Source organism: Pseudomonas sp. RC10-4-2 (assembly GCF_050433085.1).
Taxonomy (GTDB): domain Bacteria; phylum Pseudomonadota; class Gammaproteobacteria; order Pseudomonadales; family Pseudomonadaceae; genus Pseudomonas; species Pseudomonas aeruginosa.
Genome location: NZ_JBNPXX010000006.1, coordinates 313,243 through 334,270 on the forward strand (window position 1 = coordinate 313,243; position 21,028 = coordinate 334,270).

Below are 21,028 nucleotides of genomic sequence, written 5' to 3' on the forward strand. Positions count from 1 at the left end.
CGCAGCATGTCTCATCAATCCGATCTGATCAGCGAGGACATCCTCGCCTACCTGGGGCAGCACGAACGCAAGGAACTGCTGCGCTTCCTTACCTGCGGCAACGTCGATGACGGCAAGAGCACCCTGATCGGGCGCCTGCTGCACGACTCCAAGATGATCTACGAGGATCACCTGGAGGCCATCACCCGCGACTCGAAGAAAGTCGGCACCACGGGCGACGACGTCGACCTGGCGCTGCTGGTCGATGGCCTGCAGGCCGAGCGCGAGCAGGGCATCACCATCGACGTGGCGTACCGCTACTTCAGCACCGCCAAGCGCAAGTTCATCATCGCCGACACGCCCGGCCATGAGCAGTACACCCGCAACATGGCTACCGGTGCCTCGACCTGCGACCTGGCGATCATCCTGATCGATGCCCGCTACGGTGTGCAGACCCAGACCCGCCGGCACAGTTTCATCGCGTCCCTGCTGGGTATCCGGCATATCGTGGTCGCCATCAACAAGATGGACCTGAAGGGCTTCGACCAGGGTGTCTTCGAACAGATCAAGGCCGACTACCTGGCCTTTGCCGAGAAGATCGGTCTGAAGACCAGTTCGCTGCACTTCGTGCCGATGTCGGCGCTCAAGGGCGACAACGTGGTCAACAAGTCCGAGCGTTCGCCCTGGTACGCCGGCCAGTCGCTGATGGAAATCCTCGAAACCGTCGAGATCGCCGCCGACCGCAACCTCGATGACATGCGCTTCCCGGTGCAGTACGTGAACCGGCCGAACCTGAACTTCCGCGGTTTCGCCGGCACCCTGGCCAGCGGCGTGGTGCGCAAGGGCGACGAAGTGGTGGCATTGCCGTCGGGCAAGGGCAGCAAGGTGAAATCCATCGTCACCTTCGAGGGCGAACTGGAGCAGGCCGGTCCCGGCCAGGCCGTCACCCTGACCCTGGAAGACGAGATCGACGTTTCCCGCGGCGACATGCTGGTGCATGCCGACAATCGCCCGCTGGTCACCGACGGCTTCGATGCCATGCTGGTGTGGATGGCCGAGGAGCCGATGCTTCCGGGCAAGAAGTACGATATCAAGCGCGCTACCAGCTATGTGCCGGGTTCGATTCCGAGCATCGTCCACAAGGTGGACGTGAATACCCTGGAGCGGACCCCGGGCAGCGAGTTGAAGCTGAACGAGATCGCCAGGGTCAAGGTCAGCCTGGATGCGCCCATCGCGCTCGATGGCTATGAGCAGAACCGCACCACCGGCGCCTTCATCGTCATCGATCGCCTGACCAACGGCACCGTTGGCGCCGGCATGATCATCTCCGCTCCGTCGGCGGCCCATGGCAGCAGCGCTCATCACGGTTCGAATGCCCATGTGACGCGCGAGGAGCGTGCCGGCCGCTTCGGCCAGCAGCCGGCGACCGTACTGTTCAGCGGCCTCTCCGGCGCCGGCAAGAGCACCCTGGCCTACGCCGTGGAGCGCAAGCTGTTCGATATGGGCCGCGCGGTCTACGTGCTGGACGGGCAGAACCTGCGCCACGACCTGAACAAGGGGTTGCCGCAGGACCGCGCCGGACGCACCGAGAACTGGCTGCGCACCGCCCATGTCGCCAAGCAGTTCAACGAGGCCGGGTTGATCAGCCTCTGCGCCTTCGTCGCGCCGAGCGCGGAAGGGCGCGAGCAGGCCAGGGCGCTGATCGGCGCCGAGCGCCTGATCACCGTCTATGTGCAGGCGTCGCCGCAGGTTTGCCGCGAACGCGATCCACAGGGGCTGTATGCGGCGGGCGAGGACAATATCCCCGGCGAGTCCTTCCCCTACGACGTGCCGCTGGATGCCGACCTGGTGATCGATACCCAGGCGCTGAGCGTCGAGGACGGTGTGAAGCAGGTGCTCGACCTGTTGCGCGAGCGCCAGGCGATCTGATCGTCTCGCAGCCATGAAAAAGCCCCGCGGATGCGGGGCTTTTTCATGGGCGTCGGCAGGTTCGCGCAGCGCGTCAGTACTTGCCTTTCAGGCCGTAGGTGGCGTCGAGGGTGCCGGGGCTGTCCGGGCTTTTCGGCGCATAGTCCTTCGGCACTTCGCCGGAGGCCGGCGGAGTCAGGCGCTCGCGGCGCTCGGCCGGATAGGCCTCGTCGGCATGCAGCGCAGCCAGCAGGCGCTGGCGGGTCTGTTCGTCCAGGGCCAGGCGCTGGGCGCCGTCGGAGAGGTGCTCCTGCACGTCCTGGTAGCTCTGGGTCAGCTTCTTCACGAGGCTGGCGGTGGTGTTGAAATGGGTCACGACTTCGCGCTGATAGCTGTCGAAGCGGTCCTGCAGGTCGTCCATCTGGCGTTGCACCTTGTTCGGCGCGGCGTTGGGCAGCAGGCGGGCGATCAGAAAACCGATGGCGACCCCGGCGACCAGGGCGAGGGCCGGCAGCAGCCAGGCGGTGAGCGACTGTTCCACGCGAATCCTTCCTCTATAGACGGCTTTGCTTTACGTTAACGGCTTGAGTCCGAGCTGTATACCACGGCACGCGAGTAAGTGCCTGTGTCGCTTGGAGTAATCTGCTAGACGAGTCGACCCGAGCCGGGGTCACGGAGTTCCTGTTTGTCTACCCGCGAAATCCCTGTATCCATCGATGGCCCCTGCGGGCCGCTGGAAGCCCTGCACCTCGATCTGCCCGATGCCCGCGGCATCGCCCTGGTCTGCCATCCGCACCCGCTGTTCGCCGGCACCATGCAGAACAAGGTGGTCGCCACTCTGCAACGCAGCGCCCGCGATGCCGGCCTGGCGACCCTGCGTTTCAACTTCCGTGGCGTTGGCCAGAGCGCTGGCAGCTATGGCGAGGGGATCGGCGAGATCGACGACGCCGAGGCCGCCGCGCGCTGGTTGCTGGCACGCCATCCGGGGTTGCCGCTGACACTGATGGGCTTTTCCTTCGGCTCCTGCGTCGCCGGCAATCTGGCGGGGCGCCTGGAAGCGCAGGGCGTCGGGCTGGCGCGGCTGTTCATGATCGCGCCGCCGGTGGAACGCTTCGCGGTCAGCCTGCCTGCGCGTTGCCCGCTGACCGTGGTGCAGCCGGAGGACGACGACGTGGTCACGCCGGCCGCGGTATATGCCTGGAGCGAGTCCCTGGCACGACCGCACGAGCTGTTGCGGGTGGCAGAAAGCGGACATTTCTTCCATGGCAAGCTGATCGATCTGAAGGACCTGTTGCTGCCACGCCTGCAGGACTGACGTCGTCGCGCCGGCCCTGCTACCATCCGGCGCGCCATTCTTTTCTTTGCCTGACATCTGGTATCGCATGACTACTCGTATCCTGACCGGCATCACTCCTACCGGCACTCCGCACCTGGGCAACTACGCCGGCGCCATCCGCCCGGCGATCCTCGCCAGCCGTCGGAGCGACGTGGATTCGTTCTACTTCCTGGCGGACTACCACGCCTTGATCAAGTGCGACGATCCCGCTCGTATCCAGCGCTCGCGCCTGGAAATCGCCGCGACCTGGCTGGCCGGCGGCCTGGACGTCGAGCGTGCGACCTTCTACCGGCAGTCGGACATCCCCGAGATTCCCGAGCTGACCTGGTTGCTCACCTGCGTCAGTGCCAAGGGCCTGCTCAACCGCGCGCATGCCTACAAGGCCGCGGTGGACCGCAATGTCGAGGCTGGCGAAGACCCGGACGCCGGCGTGACCATGGGCCTCTACAGCTATCCGGTGCTGATGGCCGCGGACATCCTGATGTTCAACGCGCACAAGATCCCGGTCGGCCGCGACCAGGTGCAGCACGTGGAGATGGCCCGCGACATCGGCCAGCGTTTCAACCACCTGTTCGGCAACGGCCGCGAGTTCTTCGTCCTGCCCGAAGCGGTGATCGAGGAAAACGTCGCCACCCTGCCGGGCCTGGACGGGCGCAAGATGTCCAAGAGCTACGACAACACCATCCCGCTGTTCAGCCCGTCCAGGCAGCTCAAGGACGCCATCGCACGCATCGTCACCGACTCGCGCGCGCCGGGCGAGCCGAAGGACCCGGACAGTTCGCACCTGTTCCTTCTTTACTCGGCCTTCGCCAGCGCCGAACAGGTCGCCGCGTTCCGCCAGGAACTGCTCGACGGCCTGGCCTGGGGCGAAGCCAAGCAGCGCCTGTTCCAGTTGCTCGACAACGAACTGGGCGAGGCTCGCGAGCGTTACCAGGCGCTGATCGCCAAGCCCGACGATATCGAGGACATTCTCCTCGCCGGCGCCGCCAAGGCGCGCCGCATCGCCACCCCATTCATCGCCGAGTTGCGCGAGGCAGTCGGCCTGCGCTCCCTGCGCGAGCCGCTGAAAAGTACCGAGAGCGGCAAGAAGAAGGCCGCCAAGGCTGCGCGCCTGGTCAGCTTCCGCGACGACGACGGCAGCTTCCGCTTCCGCCTGCTGGACGCCGCCGGCGAACAGCTGCTGCTGTCCCGCGCCTTCGCCGACGGCAAGGCCGCCGGTGCGGTGAGCAAGCGCCTGCTGGCTGGCGAGACTGCTGACCTGCGGGCCGAGGGCAATGCCTTTGGCCTGTGGCTGGATGGCGAGGCGGTGGCGCAGAGCCCGGCCTTCGCCGACGCCGCCGCCCGTGACGCCGCCATCGAGCGCACCCGCGAAGCGCTGGCGCCGCAGGAGTAGGCCTCCCCGGTGCATCCTCGACGGATGGCCGATTGCCAAGAGACGGGGTCGTCGCTAAAGTGACGGCCCCGTTTTCGTTGCATTGCTACCGATCATGACGCCCCTCGAGCGCTACCAGGCCGATCTCCAACGCCCCGATTTCTTCCACGATGCCGCACAGGCGAATGCCGTGAAGCATCTGCAACGCCTCTACGATGACCTGGTCGCCGCCGACCACGCCAAGCCCGGCCTGTTCGGCAAGCTGCTCGGCAGGAAGTCCGGCGGGCCGGTGAAGGGCCTGTATTTCTGGGGCGGCGTCGGCCGTGGCAAGACCTACCTGGTGGACACTTTCTTCGAGTCGCTGCCGTTCGAGCAGAAGGTGCGCACGCACTTCCACCGCTTCATGAAGCGGGTGCACGAAGAACTGAAGACCCTCAAGGGCGAGAAGAACCCGCTGACCATCATCGGCAAGCGCTTCGCCGACGAGGCGCGGGTGATCTGCTTCGACGAATTCTTCGTCTCCGACATCACCGATGCGATGATCCTCGCCACCCTGCTGGAAGAGCTGTTCAAGAACGGCGTGAGCCTGGTGGCGACCTCCAACATCGTGCCGGACGGCCTGTACAAGGACGGCCTGCAACGCGCCCGTTTCCTGCCGGCGATCGCCCTGCTCAAGGAGCATACCGAGATCGTCAACGTCGATAGCGGCGTCGACTATCGCCTGCGCGCGCTGGAGCAGGCCGAGCTGTTCCACTGGCCGCTCAGCGAACAGGTCGAGGAGGAGATGGCGCGCAGCTTCAAGGCCCTGACCCCGGACTGCGCCAAGGCCCAGCGCGACGAGGCGCTGATGATCGAGAACCGCGAGATCCGCGCGCGCCTGACCTGCGACGACGTGGCTTGGTTCGAATTCCGTGAGCTGTGCGACGGCCCGCGCAGCCAGAACGACTACATCGAGCTGGCGAAGATTTTCCACGCCGTGCTGATCTCCAACGTCGAGCAGATGGGCGTCACCAAGGACGACATGGCGCGGCGTTTCATCAACCTGGTGGATGAGTTCTACGACCGCAGCGTCAAGCTGATCATCTCCGCCGAGGTCGAGCTAAAGGATCTCTACAGCGGCGGCCGGCTGGAGTTCGAATTTCAGCGCACCCTCAGTCGTCTGCTGGAAATGCAGTCCCACGAATACCTGACGCGTCCGCACCGGCCCTGATCCGGGGCGGAAACGAGAAAGGGGTTGCCGATGGCAACCCCTTTTTTCATGGACGCGCGGCGTTTCAGCGTTGCGCGGTGTTCTGCTCGAAGCCGGCGAGGAGCTTCTTCGCATGGGCCACTTCGAGGGCTTCCATGGCGTTGATCGGCTTGATCGCTACGGCCTGCTTCAGTTGGGCGATGGCCTTCTCCCGCTCGTCGTCGCCGTATACGTAGGTCAGTGCGTTGGCGTACTCGTAGTGGCCGATCGGCAGGTCGTTGGCCTGGCGGAAGGAGCGGGCGAAGTACTGTTCCATCTTGTCGGCGCTGACCCCGTAGGTCATCTTGCCGACCAGCTTGCCGACCTTGCGGATCACTCCCGCCTCGTAGCCGCCGTAGAGCGCCAGGGCGAACGGCTGGTTGGGTTGCCTGGCCAGGAGGGCGTCCAGTTCCTTGGGGATTTCGCTGGTATAGCCGCGCTTGAGCACTACCGGTACCGATAGCTCCTCGGCCAGGCGCGCCTTGGCGTAGACGCTGCCGAACTGGGCGACGATATCGGCCTTGACCAGCGGGCCGGCCTGTTCGGTGTAGTCGATGACTTCTTCGAGCAGGCGCTGTTTCTCCGCCTGGTCGGGAGCCAGGAACATGGCGTAGAGCACCTGGGCGAACATCGCCGGTACCTGGCCGCCGACTCCCAGGGCCAGTCCCTGCTCCTTGGCCTTGGCGTAGTCGCCGCGGAACAGCAGGCGCCAGACATCCTGCAGGCGCGCCGCATATTGCGCGGCCTCTTCCGGCTTGCCGGTGAAGCCGGTGCCGGCCTTCACGGTCTTTTCCAGGGCATCCGGATGGGCGGTCGCCATGTTCACCACCCAGTCGGCGTCCGGATAGGGATAGTCGCCGAAGCCGCGGGTCAGGCGCGGCCAGGCTTCCTTCAACTTGTCGCCTGGATAGTCATAGGCGCTCTGGTCGTAGGGGAAGGCTTTCCAGTTGTCGGCGGCCATAGCATTCATACCGAAGAGGGCCAGGAAGGCGAGCAGATAAAGGCGCATGGCAAAGGTCCGTTCTTGTCGTTGTTCGGAACGCCCGCGTCTGCGGCGGGCCTGCGGATTCATGAGAACCCGCGAAGGCCGACCTGGCTACCTATCCTAGGTTCTGTAGGAAAAGCGCCGGCGCCGATGCCGTTCGGGCAGGCCCGGCGATGTCCGGCTCAGCTTTCCTTCTGCATGAACTGGCGACGGTAATGGTGGGGAGAGAGTTCGGTGTGCTGGCGGAACAGGCGGGCGAAGAAGCTGGCGTCGTCGTAGCCGACCTCGTAGCTGATCGTCTTGATGCTCTTGCGCGTGCTCGAGAGCATGCCCTTGGCGGTCTCGATCCGCAGTCGCTGCAGATAGTGCAGCGGCTTGTCGCCGGTAGCGGCCTGGAAGCGCCGCATGAAGTTGCGGATGCTCATGCCGTGGTCGCGGGCGACGTCCTCGAAACGGAACTTGTCGGCGAAGTGGTCTTCCAGCCATTGCTGGATCTGCAGGATCGTCGGGTCATGGTGCAGCTTCTGTCCGCCGAAGCCGATACGCCCTGGGGTGTAGCTGCGCTGTACTTCGTAGAGGGTATCCCGGGCCACCGCCTGGGCCACCGATCCGCCGCAGAAACGCTCGATCAGATAGATGTAGAGGTCGCAGGCGGAGGTGACGCCGCTGGCGCAGAACAGGTCGTCGGCATCGGTCAGGTGCTTCTCCTGGTTGAGCAGCACGTTCGGGAAGCGTTCGGCGAATTCTCGATAGAAGCGCCAGTAGGTGGTAGCTTCCTTGCCATCCAGCAGACCTGCCTGGGCCAGCCAGAAGACCCCGGTCGCCTCGCCGCAGAGGGCGGTTCCCTCGGCATGGCTGCGGCGCAACCAGGGAACGATTTGCGGATAGCGCCGTTCGAGCGCGTCGAAATCGCCCCAGAAGGCGGGCAGGACCACGATATCGCAGGCGGCGAGGGGACCGTCGACGGCGATGCTGTCGCCGCTGAAGCTGCGTACCGGCTGGCCGTCGGGGCTGAGGATGCGGGTGCGGAAGGCCGGCTGGAGACCGAGGCCCTGCTGCTTGCCGTGGCGCAGGCTGGCCATGTGGAAGAAGTCCTTGGCCTGCATCAGGGTCGAGGCGAAGACGCCGTCGATGGCGACGATGCCGACATGTTTCAGCACCGGAGCGGATTGAGCGCGCATGGATTTTTATCGTTGTTGTGAGTAAGGGAAAGCGGTCAAAAGGCGGCTGGATCGTCTTATTTTTTGGCGCAACTGTCCAGTGCGTCGGTCGGGGCATTTCCCTACAGTCGAAGACCTGCCGCGTGCAGCCAACCCGATCCCAGACCGTTTCCAGGTGACCACGATGATACCGAGAACCCTGTTCAGCTCCGACCACGAACTGTTTCGCGACAGCGTGCGCAAGTTCCTCGAACAGGAAGCCGTGCCTTTCCATCACCAATGGGAAAAGGATGGGCATGTCGACCGCGCGCTCTGGAACAAGGCCGGCGAGGCCGGAATGCTCTGTTCGCACCTGCCGGAAGAGTATGGCGGGATGGGCGCGGACTTCCTCTACAGCGCCGTGGTCATCGAAGAGATCGGTCGGGCCGGCCTGACCGGGATCGGTTTCTCCCTGCATTCGGACATCGCTGCGCCCTACATCCTCCACTACGGCAGCGAGGCGCTGAAGCGCAAGTACCTGCCGAAGCTGGTATCCGGCGAGATGGTCGCGGCCATCGCCATGACCGAGCCGGGGGCCGGTTCCGACCTGCAAGGGGTGAAGACCACTGCGGTACTGGATGGCGACGAGTACGTCATCAATGGCTCGAAGACCTTCATCACCAACGGCTTCCTCGCCGACCTGGTGATCGTGGTGGCGAAGACCGATCCGAAGGCTGGCGCCAAGGGCATAAGCCTGTTCGTGGTCGAGGCGGGTACGCCGGGCTTCAGCAAGGGCAAGCGCCTGGAGAAGGTCGGGATGAAGGCCCAGGACACCTCCGAGCTGTTCTTCCAGGATGTGCGGATTCCCCGGGAGAACCTGCTCGGCAAGGACGGCCAGGGATTCATCTACCTGATGCAGGAGCTGCCGCAGGAGCGCCTGACCGTCGGTATCGGCGCGCTGGCGTCGGCCGAGGCGGCCCTGCAATGGACGCTCGACTACACTCGCGAGCGCAAGGCGTTCGGCAAGTCGGTGGCGGACTTCCAGAATACCCGCTTCAAGCTTGCCGAGATGGCTACCGAGATCCAGGTCGGCCGGGTCTTCGTCGATCGCTGTATGGAGCAGCATCTCCAGGGCAAGCTGGACGTACCCACCGCCGCCATGTGCAAGTACTGGACGACGGACCTGCAATGCAAGGTGCTCGACGAATGCGTGCAGTTGCACGGCGGCTACGGCTTCATGTGGGAATATCCGGTGGCGCGGGCCTGGGCCGATGCCCGGGTGCAGCGGATCTACGCCGGTACCAACGAGATCATGAAGGAGATCATCGCGCGGGCCCTGTGAGGCGCGCCTGGTCACCGGGAGGGGCGGACGACCGCATCGCGCGGTTGTCCGCCGAACCCGCGGCAGCGCCAGGCCCCTGGAGGCTCAGGGAGCCGGGTTCGGTTGCTCCCGGTGGATTGCATCGATACCGGCGAGCAATTCCTCGTCCAGCCTCAGGTCGACGCTGCCGAGATTGGTTTCCAGCTGTTCCAGCGAGGTGGCGCCGATGATGTTGCTGGTCACGAACGGCCGCGAGGTGACGTAGGCCAGTGCCATCTGCGCCGGTTCCATTCCATGTTCGCGGGCCAGCGCTACGTAGCGCGCGCAGGCCGCTTCCGCCTGCGGGTTGGTGTAGCGGGTGAAGCGGCTGTACAGACTGATGCGCGCGTTGGCCGGGCGGGCGCCGTCCGCGTACTTGCCGGAAAGCATGCCGAAGGCCATCGGCGAGTAGGCCAGCAGGCCGCACTGCTCGCGGATGGCGATTTCCGCCAGGCCCACCTCGAAGCTGCGGTTGAGCAGGTTGTAGGGGTTCTGGATCGATACCGCGCGCGGCCAGCCGCGCTCCTCGGCGAGCCTGAGGAAGGTCATGGTGCCCCAGGGCGTCTCGTTGGACAGGCCGATGTGTCGGATCTTGCCGGCGCGCACCTGCTCGTCGAGCACTTCCAGGGTTTCCTCCAGCGGTGTGAAGCTCTCTTCCTGGTGCTGGTAGCCGAGCTGGCCGAAGAAGTTGGTCCGCCGCTCCGGCCAGTGCAACTGGTAGAGGTCCAGCCAGTCTGTCTGCAGGCGCTCCAGGCTGGCATCGAGGGCGGCGACGATGTGCTGGCGGTTGAACTTGAGGTTGCCGTCGCGCACATGGCTGATGCCGTTGCCGGGGCCGGCGATCTTGCTGGCGAGGATCCAGTCGGCGCGGTCGCTGCTGCGGCGGAACCAGTTGCCGATGATGCGCTCGGTGCTGGCGTAGGTCTCGGCGCGGGGCGGCACCGGATACATTTCGGCGGTATCCATGAAATTGATCCCGGCGGCCTTGGCCCTGGCGATCTGGGCGAAGGCGTCCTGCTCGCTGTTCTGCTCGCCCCAGGTCATGGTGCCGAGGCAGAGGGCGCTGACTTTCAGATCGGTGCGGCCGAGCGGGCGATACTCCATGCGGGTGTCCTCGTGAAATTAAGTGGTTAATGCGGTTGTAAATTCTGGCGAAATCTGCATAATTCCGCAGCCTTTCATCGGTGGGGGATGCCAAGCCTGCCGATCGATGTATCTAGTCGTTACGGACGCACACCGACCCGAGCCCCAATTCGTGTCTGTTTTCGGCTGTCCTTGACTTGTCAAGGCAACCACTGTCCAGTAAGATTCGCCGTCTTATTTTCAGGCGGCCCCTGAGGCTATAACGAATGAAAACCTATACCGCGAAACCGGAAACTGTACAGCGCGACTGGTTCGTCGTCGACGCTGCCGGCCAGACCCTGGGTCGTCTGGCGACCGAAATTGCCCGCCGCCTGCGTGGCAAGCACAAGCCTGAGTACACTCCGCACGTTGACACCGGCGACTACATCGTCGTCATCAACGCCGAGCAGGTGCGTGTGACCGGTGCCAAGACCACCGACAAGATGTACTACCACCACTCCGGCTTCCCGGGCGGCATCAAGTCGATCAACTTCGAGAAGCTGATCGCCAAGGCCCCTGAGCGCGTCATCGAGACCGCTGTAAAAGGCATGCTGCCGAAGAACCCTCTGGGTCGCGATATGTATCGCAAGCTGAAGGTGTACAAGGGTGCCAGCCACCCGCACACCGCTCAGCAGCCCCAAGAACTGAAGATTTAACGGGATAGCTCATTATGTCGGCGACTCAAAATTACGGCACTGGCCGTCGTAAGACCGCTACCGCTCGCGTCTTCCTGCGTCCGGGTACTGGCAAGATTTCCATCAACAACCGTGGCCTCGATCAGTTCTTCGGTCGTGAAACCGCTCGCATGGTCGTGCGTCAGCCGCTCGAGCTGACCGAGACCGTCGAGAAGTTCGACATCTTCGTTACCGTCGTTGGCGGTGGCGTAAGCGGTCAGGCCGGTGCGATCCGTCACGGCATCACCCGTGCCCTGATCGAGTACGACGAAACCCTGCGTAGCTCGCTGCGCAAGGCCGGCTACGTGACTCGCGATGCCCGTGAAGTCGAGCGTAAGAAAGTCGGTCTGCGTAAAGCGCGTAAGCGTCCGCAGTACTCCAAGCGTTAATTCGACGCTTGCTGAAAAACGCCCACCTCTTCGGAGCTGGGCGTTTTTTTATGTCTACGCTTTAACTCTGCGGCAAGGTGTCGCATGGCCGAAGGGCGCGCCCTACAAGGGTTTCGGGCGTTTTGTGTCAGGCTATTACCTTGTCATCAAAGGGGGTTTTCTTTACCATTTGGCGAATTTTTTGCGCGGCTCGAATTTTTACTTAAAGGCCTGATTAGAACAGGTCTGAAGCTGATGGGAGACGACTGAATGAGTAATGACGGCGTGAATGCAGGCCGGCGTCGCTTCCTCGTCGCGGCCACCTCTGTGGTTGGCGCGGCGGGAGCGGTGGGTGCTGCGGTCCCGTTCGTAGGGTCATGGTTCCCCAGTGCCAAAGCCAAGGCTGCTGGCGCGCCGGTGCAGGTGAACGTGGGCAAGATCGATCCAGGTCAGCAGATCATCGCTGAATGGCGCGGCAAGCCTGTATTCATCGTGCACCGCACGAAGGAGATGCTGGACGCCCTGCCGAGCCTCGAAGGACAACTGGCCGACCCGGACTCCAAGGCCTCGGAGCAGCCGGAGTACGTCGATCCCAAGCTTCGCTCGATCAAGCCGGAACTGGCGGTGATCGTCGGCATCTGCACCCACCTGGGCTGCTCGCCGACCTTCCGTCCCGAAGTCGCCCCCGCCGACCTCGGTCCGGACTGGAAGGGCGGCTACTTCTGCCCTTGCCACGGCTCCCACTACGACCTCGCCGGTCGTGTCTACAAAGGCCAGCCAGCGCCGCTGAACCTGCCGATTCCGCCTTATACGTTCGATGCTGACGACGTCATCACCATCGGCGTGGACCAGGAGAAAGCCTGATGAACAAGTTCATGGCTTGGGTCGATGCGCGTTTTCCCGCGACCAAGATGTGGGAAGACCATCTGAGCAAGTACTACGCACCGAAGAACTTCAACTTCTGGTATTTCTTCGGCTCCCTGGCGCTGCTGGTGCTGGTCAACCAGATCCTCACCGGCATCTGGCTGACCATGAGCTTCACGCCGTCGGCCGAAGAGGCGTTCGCTTCCGTCGAATACATCATGCGCGATGTCGACTACGGCTGGATCATTCGCTACATGCACTCCACCGGTGCATCGGCGTTCTTCATCGTGGTCTACCTGCACATGTTCCGCGGCCTGCTCTACGGCTCCTATCAGAAGCCGCGCGAGCTGGTGTGGATCTTCGGCATGCTGATCTACCTGGCGCTGATGGCCGAGGCCTTCATGGGCTACCTGCTGCCTTGGGGTCAGATGTCCTACTGGGGCGCCCAGGTGATCATTTCCCTGTTCGGCGCGATTCCGGTGGTCGGCGAAGACCTGGCCCAGTGGATCCGCGGTGACTTCCTGATCTCCGGCATCACCCTGAACCGCTTCTTCGCCTTGCATGTGATCGCCCTGCCGATCGTCCTGCTCGGCCTGGTCGTGCTGCATATCCTGGCGCTGCACGAAGTCGGTTCGAACAACCCGGACGGCGTTGACATCAAGAAGAAGAAGGACGAGAACGGCGTACCGCTGGACGGCATCGCGTTCCATCCGTACTACACCGTGAAGGACATCGTCGGCGTGGTGGTGTTCCTGTTCATCTTCTGCACCGTGATCTTCTTCTTCCCGGAAATGGGCGGCTACTTCCTCGAGAAGCCCAACTTCGAGATGGCCAACCAGTTCAAGACCCCCGAGCACATCGCTCCGGTCTGGTACTTCACCCCGTTCTACGCGATCCTCCGCGCGGTTCCGGACAAGCTGATGGGCGTGGTGGCGATGGGTGCGGCGATCGCTGTGCTGTTCGTCCTGCCGTGGCTGGATCGCAGCCCGGTTCGCTCGATCCGCTACAAGGGCTGGCTGAGCAAGCTGTGGCTGGTGATCTTCGCGGTGTCCTTCGTGATCCTCGGCTACTACGGCGCCCAGGCTCCGAGCCCGCTGGGTACTACCCTGTCGCGCGTTTGCACCGTCCTGTATTTCGCCTTCTTCATCCTGATGCCGTTCTACACCCGGATGGAGAAGACCAAACCGGTTCCGGAAAGGGTGACTGGCTGATGAAAAAGCAATTCGCTGCACTGATTCTGGCGGTACTGCCAGTCCTGGGTTTCGCCGCTGGCGGCCATGGGCCGCAACTGGATCATGTCGATATCGACCTGACCGACAAGGCGGCCATGCAGGATGGCGCGCGTACCTTCGCCAACTACTGCATGGGCTGCCATAGCGCCAAGTTCCAGCGTTACGAGCGTGTCGCCACCGACCTGGGCATTCCTGCCGATCTGATGATGGAGAAGCTGGTGTTCACCGGCGCCAAGATCGGCGACCACATGGACATCGGCATGAAGCCGGCCGACGCCAAGACCTGGTTCGGCGCCGCTCCGCCGGATCTGACCCTGGTTGCCCGCGTACGCGGCACCGACTGGCTGTACAGCTACCTGCGCTCGTTCTACGAGGATCCCAAGCGTCCGTGGGGCGTGAACAACGTGATCTTCCCCAACGTCGGCATGCCGAACGTCCTGGCGCCCCTGCAGGGACGCCAGGTGATCGGCTGCAAGCAGGTACAGGTGGTCGAGGATGGCAAGAAGCAGTTCGATCCGTTGACCGGTACCCCGCTGACTCACGAAGCTTGTGACCAGTTGACCGTGGTGCCGAAGACCGGCGAGCTGAACGAAGCCCAGTTCGACGAGAAGGTCAAGAACCTGGTGACCTTCCTGGCCTATTCGGCCAACCCGAACAAGCTGGCCTCCGAGCGTATCGGTACCTACGTCCTGCTCTACCTGGCCTTCTTCTTCGTATTCGCCTATCTCCTCAAGCGCGAGTACTGGAAGGACGTGCACTAACCCGCACGTTGGTCTTCGAAGCGCGCGCCCTACGGGGCGCGCGCGTCTTTTCACCTCCCACAAGTCGACCTGCGAGGAGGGCTCCATGGCTTCAATCAACAAGCTGACCTGCTATTCCGACCCTGCCGATCATTACTGCCATCGCATCCGCCTGGTCCTGGCCGAGAAGAACGTGGCGGTAGAGGTGATCGATATCGAGGCGGGCCGCTGTCCGCCGATGCTGGCGGAGGTCAACCCCTACGGCAGCGTACCGACCCTGGTCGATCGCGACCTGGCGCTGTACGAGCCGACGGTGGTCATGGAATACCTCGACGAACGCTATCCGCATCCGCCGCTGCTGCCCGATTATCCGGTGAAGCGTGCCAACAGCCGCCTGTTGATCCATCGTATCCAGCGGGACTGGTGTTCCCTGGTGGACCGGATCCTGGATGCGCGCAGCAAGGAGGCCGAGCGGGTCCAGGCGCGCAAGGAGTTGCGCGAGAGCCTGACCGGGGTTTCCCCGCTGTTCGCCGACAAGGCATATTTCCTCAGCGAGGATTTCAGCCTGGTGGATTGCTGCCTGTTGCCGATCCTCTGGCGTCTGCCGTTGCTGGGCATCGAGTTGCCGCGGCAGGCCAAGCCGTTGCTCGACTACATGGAGCGCGGATTCGCCCGGGAAAGCTTCCGGGCCAGCCTGTCTTCCGTTGAACGAGATATGCGTTAAGGAACATGAAGATGAATTCCAGCCGTCCCTATCTGGTCCGCGCGCTCTATGAATGGATCGTCGACAACGATTGCACGCCACATATCCTGGTGAACGCAGAGTTCGCCGGGGTAAAGGTGCCTCCGGGTTATGCCAGCGATGGGCAGATCGTGCTCAATGTCTCGCCCTCTGCCGTGCGGCATCTGCACATGGACAACGAGGCGGTCAGCTTCGAGGGGCGTTTCGGCGGCGTGGCGCAGAGCCTGTACATTCCAGCGCTGGCGGTAATGGCCATCTACGCCCGGGAAAACGGACAGGGCATGGTCTTCGATCTGGAGCAGCCGGGTCCGGTGGACGACGAGCCGGGCGATGACGATGGCGGACCGTCCGATGAGCCGCCGCGTCCCAGTGGCAGGCCATCCCTGAAGGTGGTCAAGTAAACGGCGAGCAATGAAAAAGGCGATCGAAGGATCGCCTTTTTTTCGTTCGCTGTTCTTCAGTTTATGTATTCGAACAGCTTGACGATCTTCTGCACCCCGTCGACGCCCTGGGCGACGCGGACAGCCTGGGCGGCTTCCTGCTGGTTGACCAGGCCCATCATGTAGACGATGCCGTTCTCGGTGACCACCTTGATCCGCGACGAGGGCACGTTGGGATCGCTGAGCATCTGGGTCTTCAGCTTGGTGGTGATCCAGGCGTCGTTGTTGCGGGCGAGCAGGGAGGAGGGCGAGGTCACCTGCAGTTCGTTATGCACGTTCTTGACCTTCTGCACCGTGCGCGCGGCCTGTTCGGCCTTGCTCTTGAGGTCGGCGCGCGGGGTCTGGCCGGCGATCAGAACGATGCCGTTGTAGCTGACCACGACGATGTGAGAGTCCTTGTCCAGGGCCGGATCGGCCTTGGCGATGTTCACCGCGGCCTTGGTCTCGATCAGCGAGTCGTCGATCTTGCTGCCGATGGTTCGGGTCCCGCGATCGTCGTCGATCGGTTTGTCCCGGGTGGCGCTGAGGAAACTGCTGCAGCCTCCCAGGGCCAGGCTCAGGGCCAGGGTGGCGGCGACGAAGGCGGTACGGCTCATTCTTCACTCCCGAACAGTTGGCGGTCGATCAGGTCGCAGAGGCAGTGGATGGCCAGCAGGTGGACTTCCTGGATGCGTGCGGTGATCTTGGAAGGAACGCGGATCTCCACGTCTTCCGGCAGCAGCAGCGAAGCCATGCCGCCACCGTCGCGGCCGGTCAGGGCGACCACCAGCATCTCGCGGTCGTGGGCCGCCTGGATGGCCTGGATCACGTTGGCCGAATTGCCGCTGGTGGAAATCGCCAGCAGGACGTCGCCCGGCTGGCCCAGGGCGCGGATCTGCTTGGAGAAGACTTCGTTGTAGCTGTAGTCGTTGGCGATCGAGGTGATGGTCGAGCTGTCGGTGGTCAGGGCCACGGCCGGCAGGCTCGGACGTTCGCGCTCGAAGCGGTTGAGCAGTTCGGAGGAGAAGTGCTGGGCATCGCCGGCCGAGCCGCCATTGCCGCAGGAGAGGATCTTGCCCTCGTTGAGCAGCGCATTGACCATCACCAGGCTGGCTTGCTCGATATAGGGAGGCAGTACTTCCAGCGCCTGCTGCTTGGTCTCGATGCTGGCCTGGAAGAGCTGGCGGATACGGTGTTGCATGTCCATCGGTAATGACCTTCGGTGGGGCGGCTGATCAGGCGTCGAATGCGTTCTGAATCCAGTCCAGTCGCGGTGGTGATTGTCCGTCGCTGGTATCGACGGTGACCACATCGAAGCGACAGGGGCGTTTGGCCCAGCGCGCCTCCTGTTGCAGAAAAAGTTCGGCGGAGAGAATCAGGCGCTGCCGCTTGCGCGCGTCGATGCTCTCCAGGGCTCCGCCCCAGGCGCGATGCCGGCGGGAGCGGACTTCGACGAATACTACTGTATCGCCGTCGAGCATGACCAGATCGAGCTCTCCGCGGCGACAGGTCCAATTCTTGCCAAGTGTGGCAAGGCCCTGTCGCCGTAGATGGGCGCAGGCCAGTTCCTCGGCCTGGCGCCCCTTGTCCCGGGAGCTTTCCCTATCGGTCAAAAGCTGCTGGTCCCCAGCGGCTGGACCTGGCCATTGCGGAACTCGGCCCATTGCAACTGGCGTTCGATACGTTGGGTCGGATTCAGGCTCAGGGTACCGGTCAGGCCGTCGATCTGCAGGCTCGGCACGGCCTTCAGTTCAGGCAGACGCGGAGCGAGGCGGTAGGCGTCGACTCCCATGGCGTAGAGGCGGCCCATGCTGCCGTTGGCCTGGGGCCATTGGGCGGCGACCTGCTGGCGGGTCGGGTCGCTGGGGTTGAGCAGCCACGGGGTCTCGCAGAAGCGGATGCCGTTGAGATCCTGGTCCTGGGTCGGGTTGTTGGTCCCGGTGTAGAGGTGCGAAGTGGCGTAGACCGGAAGGTCGCCGGCGTACTGGAAGGCCAGGGTCGGCTTGATCTGGCGGGCCTGCTGCGGGGTGGCGGCGAGGAACACGAAGTCGATGTCCTGGCGGCGCGACGGCTGGGTGGCGATCTGGCTGCCGAGGGCGCCCTGCAGGCGCTGGGCGCGGCCTTCGCTCTGGCGCAGTTGCAGCAGGTCGGCGATCTGTTGCGCCAGTTGTACCGGCTGGTCGACATGCTCGGCGGCGATCAGGCTGCCGCCCGCGGACTGCCAGCTCTGGCTGAAGGCGGCCAACACGCGGTCGCCCCATTCGCCGCGCGGCACCAGCGCCACGGCCCGGCGCATGCCGTCGCCCCAGGCCCGGCTGGCCACCGCGCGCGCTTCGTCCTCGGCGGCGAGGCCGAACTGGAACAGCTGCGCCGGGCCTTCCTGGCTGTTGTCGCTGTAGTTGAGTGCGAGGGTGGTGATCGGCAGTTGCTCGCGGCTAGCGAGTTGCTTGACCAGCGGCTTCTCCAGTGGACCGACGACCAGTTCGACGCCATCGGCCTGGGCCTGGCGGTAGAAGTCATCTAGCGAGCGCACCTGGGTACTGTCGTAGAGCTTGATCGAAGGAGGATTCTGGCCGGCCTGCTGGGCCTGGAAGTGGGCGGCGAGGAAGCCGTCCTGCAGGGCCCGGGCGACGTTGGCCAACTGCCCCTGCTGGGGTAGCAGGAGGGCGATGCGGGTCAGCGGCTGCTGGGACAGCGTCTTGAGTTTCTCCAGCGCCGCCGGCAAGTGCTTGGCCGCCGGGTGCTCGGGGTTCTGCTGTTGCCAGCTCTCGATGCTGGCCTGCTGTTGCTGCAGGGTCGGCGAGGTCTTGGTGATGCGTGCCAGGGTCAGCCAGCCGCTGAGGTCGCCTTCGTTGGCGCTCGGTTGCAACTGGTCGACCGGCAGGCTGCTGACCAGGGTCCAGATCTTTTCCTGGTTCTCGATCACCGCCGGGCCCTCGAGCAGCGGTGCGAAGTAGATGCGCTCCTTGGCTGCGGCAAGGACCTGGCCGTCGGCGGCGAGGGCCTGGGCCTTGGCGCGCTGGGTACGAACCTGCTGGGTCACCGGCAGTTCGCTGAGATGCTGCATGCTCGGATGCTGCAATGCCTGCAGGGCGGCCTTGGGCTTGCTGCGGGCGAGGGCCAGTTCGGCGTTCAGGGTGCTGGCGAAGACCTGCTGGGCCGGCTTCAGGCTTTCCAGCGGAATCTGTCCCAGGATGGCGGTGGACCTGGCGAGGTCCTTCTGCTGGTAGGCAAGGTCCGCTGCCGAGAGGCGCAGCAGCGCCGCTTCCTCGGGCTTGCTCTGGCTGGCCTGTTGCAACAACTGCTCGATGCTGGCATTCGGCGTACGGGGAAGTTCGCCCAGTCCGGAATTGGACGAGGTCGCGCAGGCGGTCAGCAGACCGGCCAGGATCAGAGCAGAAAGCGGACGCAGGCAAGCGATCATATAGGGCTTCTCATGGCGCATTCACGAAGAGTCGCCGATTGTACCGGAGGCCCGCCTCGGGTGCGATGGCGGCACCCTGAATCGCGATACAATGCCGCCTTTTCAGATAGCTCCCGAGGTATTTTCGTGTCAGCAGGCACTCTGTTCGTAGTGGCGACCCCGATCGGCAATCTCGACGACATCAGCCCGCGCGCCCTGCGGGTGCTGCGGGAGGTGGCCCTGGTGGCTGCGGAGGATACCCGCCATTCGATCCGGCTGTTCCAGCACTTCGGCATCGAGACGCCATTGGCGGCCTGCCACGAGCACAACGAGCGCGAGGAGGGCGGGCGCTTCATCTCCCGGCTGCAGGGTGGGGAGGACGTCGCGCTGATCTCGGACGCCGGTACCCCGCTGATTTCCGATCCCGGCTTCCACCTGGTGCGCCAGGCACAGGCGCTGGGTATCCGGGTGGTCCCGGTGCCGGGCTCCTGCGCGCTGATCGCGGCGCTGTCGGCGGCGGGATTGCCGTCGGACCGGTTCATCTTCGAAGGTTTCCTGCCCGCCAAGGCTGCGGGACGACGCAGCCGCCTCCAGGCGGTACAGGAAGAGCCGCGCACGCTGATTTTCTACGAGGCGCCCCATCGTCTGCTGGAAAGCCTGGCGGACATGCGCGACGTGTTCGGCGGGGAGCGCCGTGCGGTGCTGGCGCGGGAGCTGAGCAAGACCTTCGAGACCATTCGCAGCCTGCCGTTGGCCGAACTGCACGATTGGGTCGCGTCGGACAGCAACCAGCAGCGCGGCGAGTGCGTTGTGCTGGTGGCGGGGTGGCAGGCGCCGGAAGGCGAGGAGTCGATCGGTGCGGAGGCGCTCAGGGTGCTCGACCTGCTGCTTGCCGAGCTGCCGTTGAAGAAAGCCGCGGCGCTGGCGGCGGAAATTACCGGGGTGCGAAAAAACCTTTTGTATCAACAGGCTTTGCAACGCCAAGGGAAGAGTTGAGCTTGTTCTTCGCGCCTGCTCCCGCTAACCTTGTCGGCGGAGAGTCGATTGGACAGTCGCTGTCGCGCAATAGCGCGGTGGAGGAAAGTCCGGGCTCCATAGGGCAGAGTGCCAGGTAACGCCTGGGAGGCGCGAGCCTACGGAAAGTGCCACAGAAAATAACCGCCTAAGCGCAACAGCGCCGGTAAGGGTGAAAAGGTGCGGTAAGAGCGCACCGCACGGCTGGCAACAGTGCGTGGCTAGGTAAACCCCACTCGGAGCAAGACCAAATAGGAATCCATTGGCGCGGCCCGCGTTGGATTCGGGTAGGTCGCTTGAGGCGTACAGTGATGTGCGTCCCAGAGGAATGGCTGTCCTCGACAGAACCCGGCTTATAGATCGACTCTCCCACTTCTTCCCACTCTCTTCGCTTTTTCCCGGTTTTATCCGTCCGTCGCAAAAGCGAAAAGCCGCAACTCTTGATAAATCACTTTAAGTTCGAAGGCTAAGACTTTGGACTTATTGTGTTTTGTCATCTCTTTTACTTCTAAAAGCGCTCCGCAACCTTCCAAAAGCACGCTAAATCTCCGTCCTGTAAGGATTTTTCACTTCTGACGCGCCTTGACGGTGGGGAGTGTGGATTTCTATAGTGTGCAGAAGTGGTATGAAGTGGGTAAAAGTGGGATCAATTGGCATGGAAAGCCAACCACAGGGGAAGCGCTGACGTGTTTCGCGGAGCTAATGCCATAAGTCTCGACGCCAAAGGGCGCCTCGCGATGCCGAGTCGGTATCGTGACGAGCTCGTTTCGCGTTGTGCCGGCCAGCTCATCGTCACTATCGACGCAGTCGACCCCTGCCTCACCGTTTACCCCTTGCCCGAATGGGAACTGATCGAAGCCAAGCTGCGCGAGCTGCCTTCTTTGCGAGAAGAAACGCGGCGCCTGCAGCGGCTGCTGATCGGTAATGCCGTCGATCTGGAACTGGACGGAAACGGGCGTTTCCTGATTCCGCCGCGCCTGCGCGAGTACGCCAAGCTGGACAAGCGGGCGATGCTGGTGGGGCAACTGAACAAGTTTCAGTTGTGGGATGAGGATGCCTGGAACGCCATGGCTGAAGCCGACCTGGCGGCAATCAAACAACCCGGTGGGCTGCCGGACGAACTACGCGACCTGATCCTTTGAC

The 21,028-nt window shown here is 63.6% G+C and carries 22 protein-coding genes and 1 other RNA gene; 15 read left to right on the forward strand and 8 right to left on the reverse strand.

The window, feature by feature from the left end; all coding sequences use genetic code 11:
• Positions 1 to 6 precede the first annotated feature (6 nt).
• A complete protein-coding gene (gene cysN / locus FHW81_RS25255) occupies positions 7 to 1,908 on the forward strand; it encodes a sulfate adenylyltransferase subunit CysN (protein WP_003120909.1) in 1,902 nt (633 codons plus the stop codon).
• A gap of 73 nt (positions 1,909 to 1,981) precedes the next feature.
• On the opposite strand, the gene FHW81_RS25260 is transcribed toward cysN, so the two are convergent.
• Complete coding sequence (locus tag FHW81_RS25260; RefSeq protein ID WP_003094304.1) at positions 1,982 to 2,428, reverse strand: YhcB family protein; 447 nt, start codon at positions 2,426 to 2,428, stop codon at positions 1,982 to 1,984.
• A gap of 144 nt (positions 2,429 to 2,572) precedes the next feature.
• Here FHW81_RS25260 and FHW81_RS25265 point away from each other — a divergent pair, with 144 nt between their 5' ends.
• The 3 genes from FHW81_RS25265 (at position 2,573) to zapE (ending at position 5,805) form a co-directional block, all read left to right on the forward strand.
• Positions 2,573 to 3,202, forward strand: coding sequence for an alpha/beta hydrolase (locus tag FHW81_RS25265; protein WP_003098823.1), 630 nt, complete (start codon positions 2,573 to 2,575; stop codon positions 3,200 to 3,202).
• Between the two features lie 67 nt (positions 3,203 to 3,269).
• Positions 3,270 to 4,616 (forward strand): tryptophan--tRNA ligase, encoded by a 1,347-nt coding sequence (locus FHW81_RS25270; RefSeq protein WP_003094300.1) that lies wholly within the window; start codon positions 3,270 to 3,272, stop codon positions 4,614 to 4,616.
• Between the two features lie 94 nt (positions 4,617 to 4,710).
• Positions 4,711 to 5,805 (forward strand): cell division protein ZapE, encoded by a 1,095-nt coding sequence (zapE, locus tag FHW81_RS25275; RefSeq protein ID WP_003094297.1) that lies wholly within the window; start codon positions 4,711 to 4,713, stop codon positions 5,803 to 5,805.
• A gap of 64 nt (positions 5,806 to 5,869) precedes the next feature.
• Here the strand turns inward: zapE and FHW81_RS25280 are convergent, their stop codons facing one another.
• Together FHW81_RS25280 and FHW81_RS25285 are read right to left on the reverse strand one after the other, a co-directional pair.
• Complete coding sequence (locus FHW81_RS25280) at positions 5,870 to 6,832, reverse strand: hypothetical protein (RefSeq protein WP_003110032.1); 963 nt, start codon at positions 6,830 to 6,832, stop codon at positions 5,870 to 5,872.
• 158 nt (positions 6,833 to 6,990) lie between these two features.
• The gene (locus FHW81_RS25285) at positions 6,991 to 7,890 is read right to left on the reverse strand and encodes a GlxA family transcriptional regulator (RefSeq protein ID WP_003120906.1); all 900 of its coding nucleotides are present in this window, start codon (positions 7,888 to 7,890) and stop codon (positions 6,991 to 6,993) included.
• Between the two features lie 253 nt (positions 7,891 to 8,143).
• Here FHW81_RS25285 and FHW81_RS25290 point away from each other — a divergent pair, with 253 nt between their 5' ends.
• Positions 8,144 to 9,289, forward strand: a complete 1,146-nt coding sequence (locus tag FHW81_RS25290) for an acyl-CoA dehydrogenase family protein (RefSeq protein ID WP_003120905.1) — start codon at positions 8,144 to 8,146, stop codon at positions 9,287 to 9,289.
• Positions 9,290 to 9,373: 84 nt separating this feature from the next.
• Here FHW81_RS25290 and FHW81_RS25295 read toward each other — a convergent pair whose 3' ends face one another.
• Positions 9,374 to 10,411 (reverse strand): NADP(H)-dependent aldo-keto reductase, encoded by a 1,038-nt coding sequence (locus FHW81_RS25295; protein ID WP_003098813.1) that lies wholly within the window; start codon positions 10,409 to 10,411, stop codon positions 9,374 to 9,376.
• A gap of 245 nt (positions 10,412 to 10,656) precedes the next feature.
• On the opposite strand from FHW81_RS25295, the gene rplM reads away from it, so the two are divergent.
• From rplM to FHW81_RS25330, 7 genes are all read left to right on the forward strand, one after another.
• Positions 10,657 to 11,085, forward strand: coding sequence for a 50S ribosomal protein L13 (gene rplM / locus FHW81_RS25300; RefSeq protein ID WP_003094164.1), 429 nt, complete (start codon positions 10,657 to 10,659; stop codon positions 11,083 to 11,085).
• A 14-nt stretch (positions 11,086 to 11,099) separates the two neighbouring features.
• On the forward strand, positions 11,100 to 11,492 hold the full coding sequence (gene rpsI / locus FHW81_RS25305; protein WP_003098810.1) for a 30S ribosomal protein S9: 393 nt from the start codon (positions 11,100 to 11,102) through the stop codon (positions 11,490 to 11,492).
• A gap of 249 nt (positions 11,493 to 11,741) precedes the next feature.
• The gene (gene petA, locus FHW81_RS25310; protein ID WP_003100631.1) at positions 11,742 to 12,335 is read left to right on the forward strand and encodes a ubiquinol-cytochrome c reductase iron-sulfur subunit; all 594 of its coding nucleotides are present in this window, start codon (positions 11,742 to 11,744) and stop codon (positions 12,333 to 12,335) included.
• A complete protein-coding gene (locus FHW81_RS25315) occupies positions 12,335 to 13,546 on the forward strand; it encodes a cytochrome b (RefSeq protein WP_003094159.1) in 1,212 nt (403 codons plus the stop codon). Before petA ends, FHW81_RS25315 begins: the two co-directional genes overlap by 1 nt.
• Entirely contained in the window at positions 13,546 to 14,328 is a 783-nt protein-coding gene (locus FHW81_RS25320) for a cytochrome c1 (RefSeq protein WP_003094157.1), read from the forward strand. The genes FHW81_RS25315 and FHW81_RS25320 overlap by 1 nt, the downstream gene beginning before the upstream one ends.
• An 85-nt stretch (positions 14,329 to 14,413) precedes the next feature.
• Positions 14,414 to 15,031: a glutathione S-transferase N-terminal domain-containing protein gene (locus tag FHW81_RS25325; protein WP_003094155.1), complete on the forward strand. Its 618-nt coding sequence runs from the start codon at positions 14,414 to 14,416 to the stop codon at positions 15,029 to 15,031.
• A gap of 11 nt (positions 15,032 to 15,042) precedes the next feature.
• On the forward strand, positions 15,043 to 15,450 hold the full coding sequence (locus tag FHW81_RS25330; protein ID WP_003094153.1) for a ClpXP protease specificity-enhancing factor: 408 nt from the start codon (positions 15,043 to 15,045) through the stop codon (positions 15,448 to 15,450).
• A 56-nt stretch (positions 15,451 to 15,506) separates the two neighbouring features.
• Here FHW81_RS25330 and FHW81_RS25335 read toward each other — a convergent pair whose 3' ends face one another.
• Genes FHW81_RS25335 through FHW81_RS25350 form a run of 4 tightly spaced genes read right to left on the reverse strand, consistent with a single transcriptional unit; the run spans position 15,507 to position 18,892 of the window.
• Entirely contained in the window at positions 15,507 to 16,085 is a 579-nt protein-coding gene (locus FHW81_RS25335; protein WP_003094151.1) for a BON domain-containing protein, read from the reverse strand.
• A complete protein-coding gene (locus FHW81_RS25340) occupies positions 16,082 to 16,675 on the reverse strand; it encodes a phosphoheptose isomerase (protein ID WP_003094149.1) in 594 nt (197 codons plus the stop codon). Before FHW81_RS25340 ends, FHW81_RS25335 begins: the two co-directional genes overlap by 4 nt.
• A 28-nt stretch (positions 16,676 to 16,703) precedes the next feature.
• Entirely contained in the window at positions 16,704 to 17,081 is a 378-nt protein-coding gene (locus tag FHW81_RS25345) for a YraN family protein (protein WP_003110149.1), read from the reverse strand.
• Positions 17,078 to 18,892, reverse strand: a complete 1,815-nt coding sequence (locus tag FHW81_RS25350) for a penicillin-binding protein activator (RefSeq protein WP_003103096.1) — start codon at positions 18,890 to 18,892, stop codon at positions 17,078 to 17,080. Before FHW81_RS25350 ends, FHW81_RS25345 begins: the two co-directional genes overlap by 4 nt.
• A gap of 126 nt (positions 18,893 to 19,018) precedes the next feature.
• Here FHW81_RS25350 and rsmI point away from each other — a divergent pair, with 126 nt between their 5' ends.
• From rsmI to mraZ, 3 genes are all read left to right on the forward strand, one after another.
• A complete protein-coding gene (gene rsmI / locus FHW81_RS25355) occupies positions 19,019 to 19,867 on the forward strand; it encodes a 16S rRNA (cytidine(1402)-2'-O)-methyltransferase (RefSeq protein WP_003120901.1) in 849 nt (282 codons plus the stop codon).
• Between the two features lie 40 nt (positions 19,868 to 19,907).
• Positions 19,908 to 20,257: RNase P RNA component class A (gene rnpB, locus FHW81_RS25360), an RNA gene on the forward strand.
• Between the two features lie 314 nt (positions 20,258 to 20,571).
• The gene (gene mraZ / locus FHW81_RS25365) at positions 20,572 to 21,027 is read left to right on the forward strand and encodes a division/cell wall cluster transcriptional repressor MraZ (RefSeq protein ID WP_003103101.1); all 456 of its coding nucleotides are present in this window, start codon (positions 20,572 to 20,574) and stop codon (positions 21,025 to 21,027) included.
• Position 21,028: the final 1 nt, after the last annotated feature.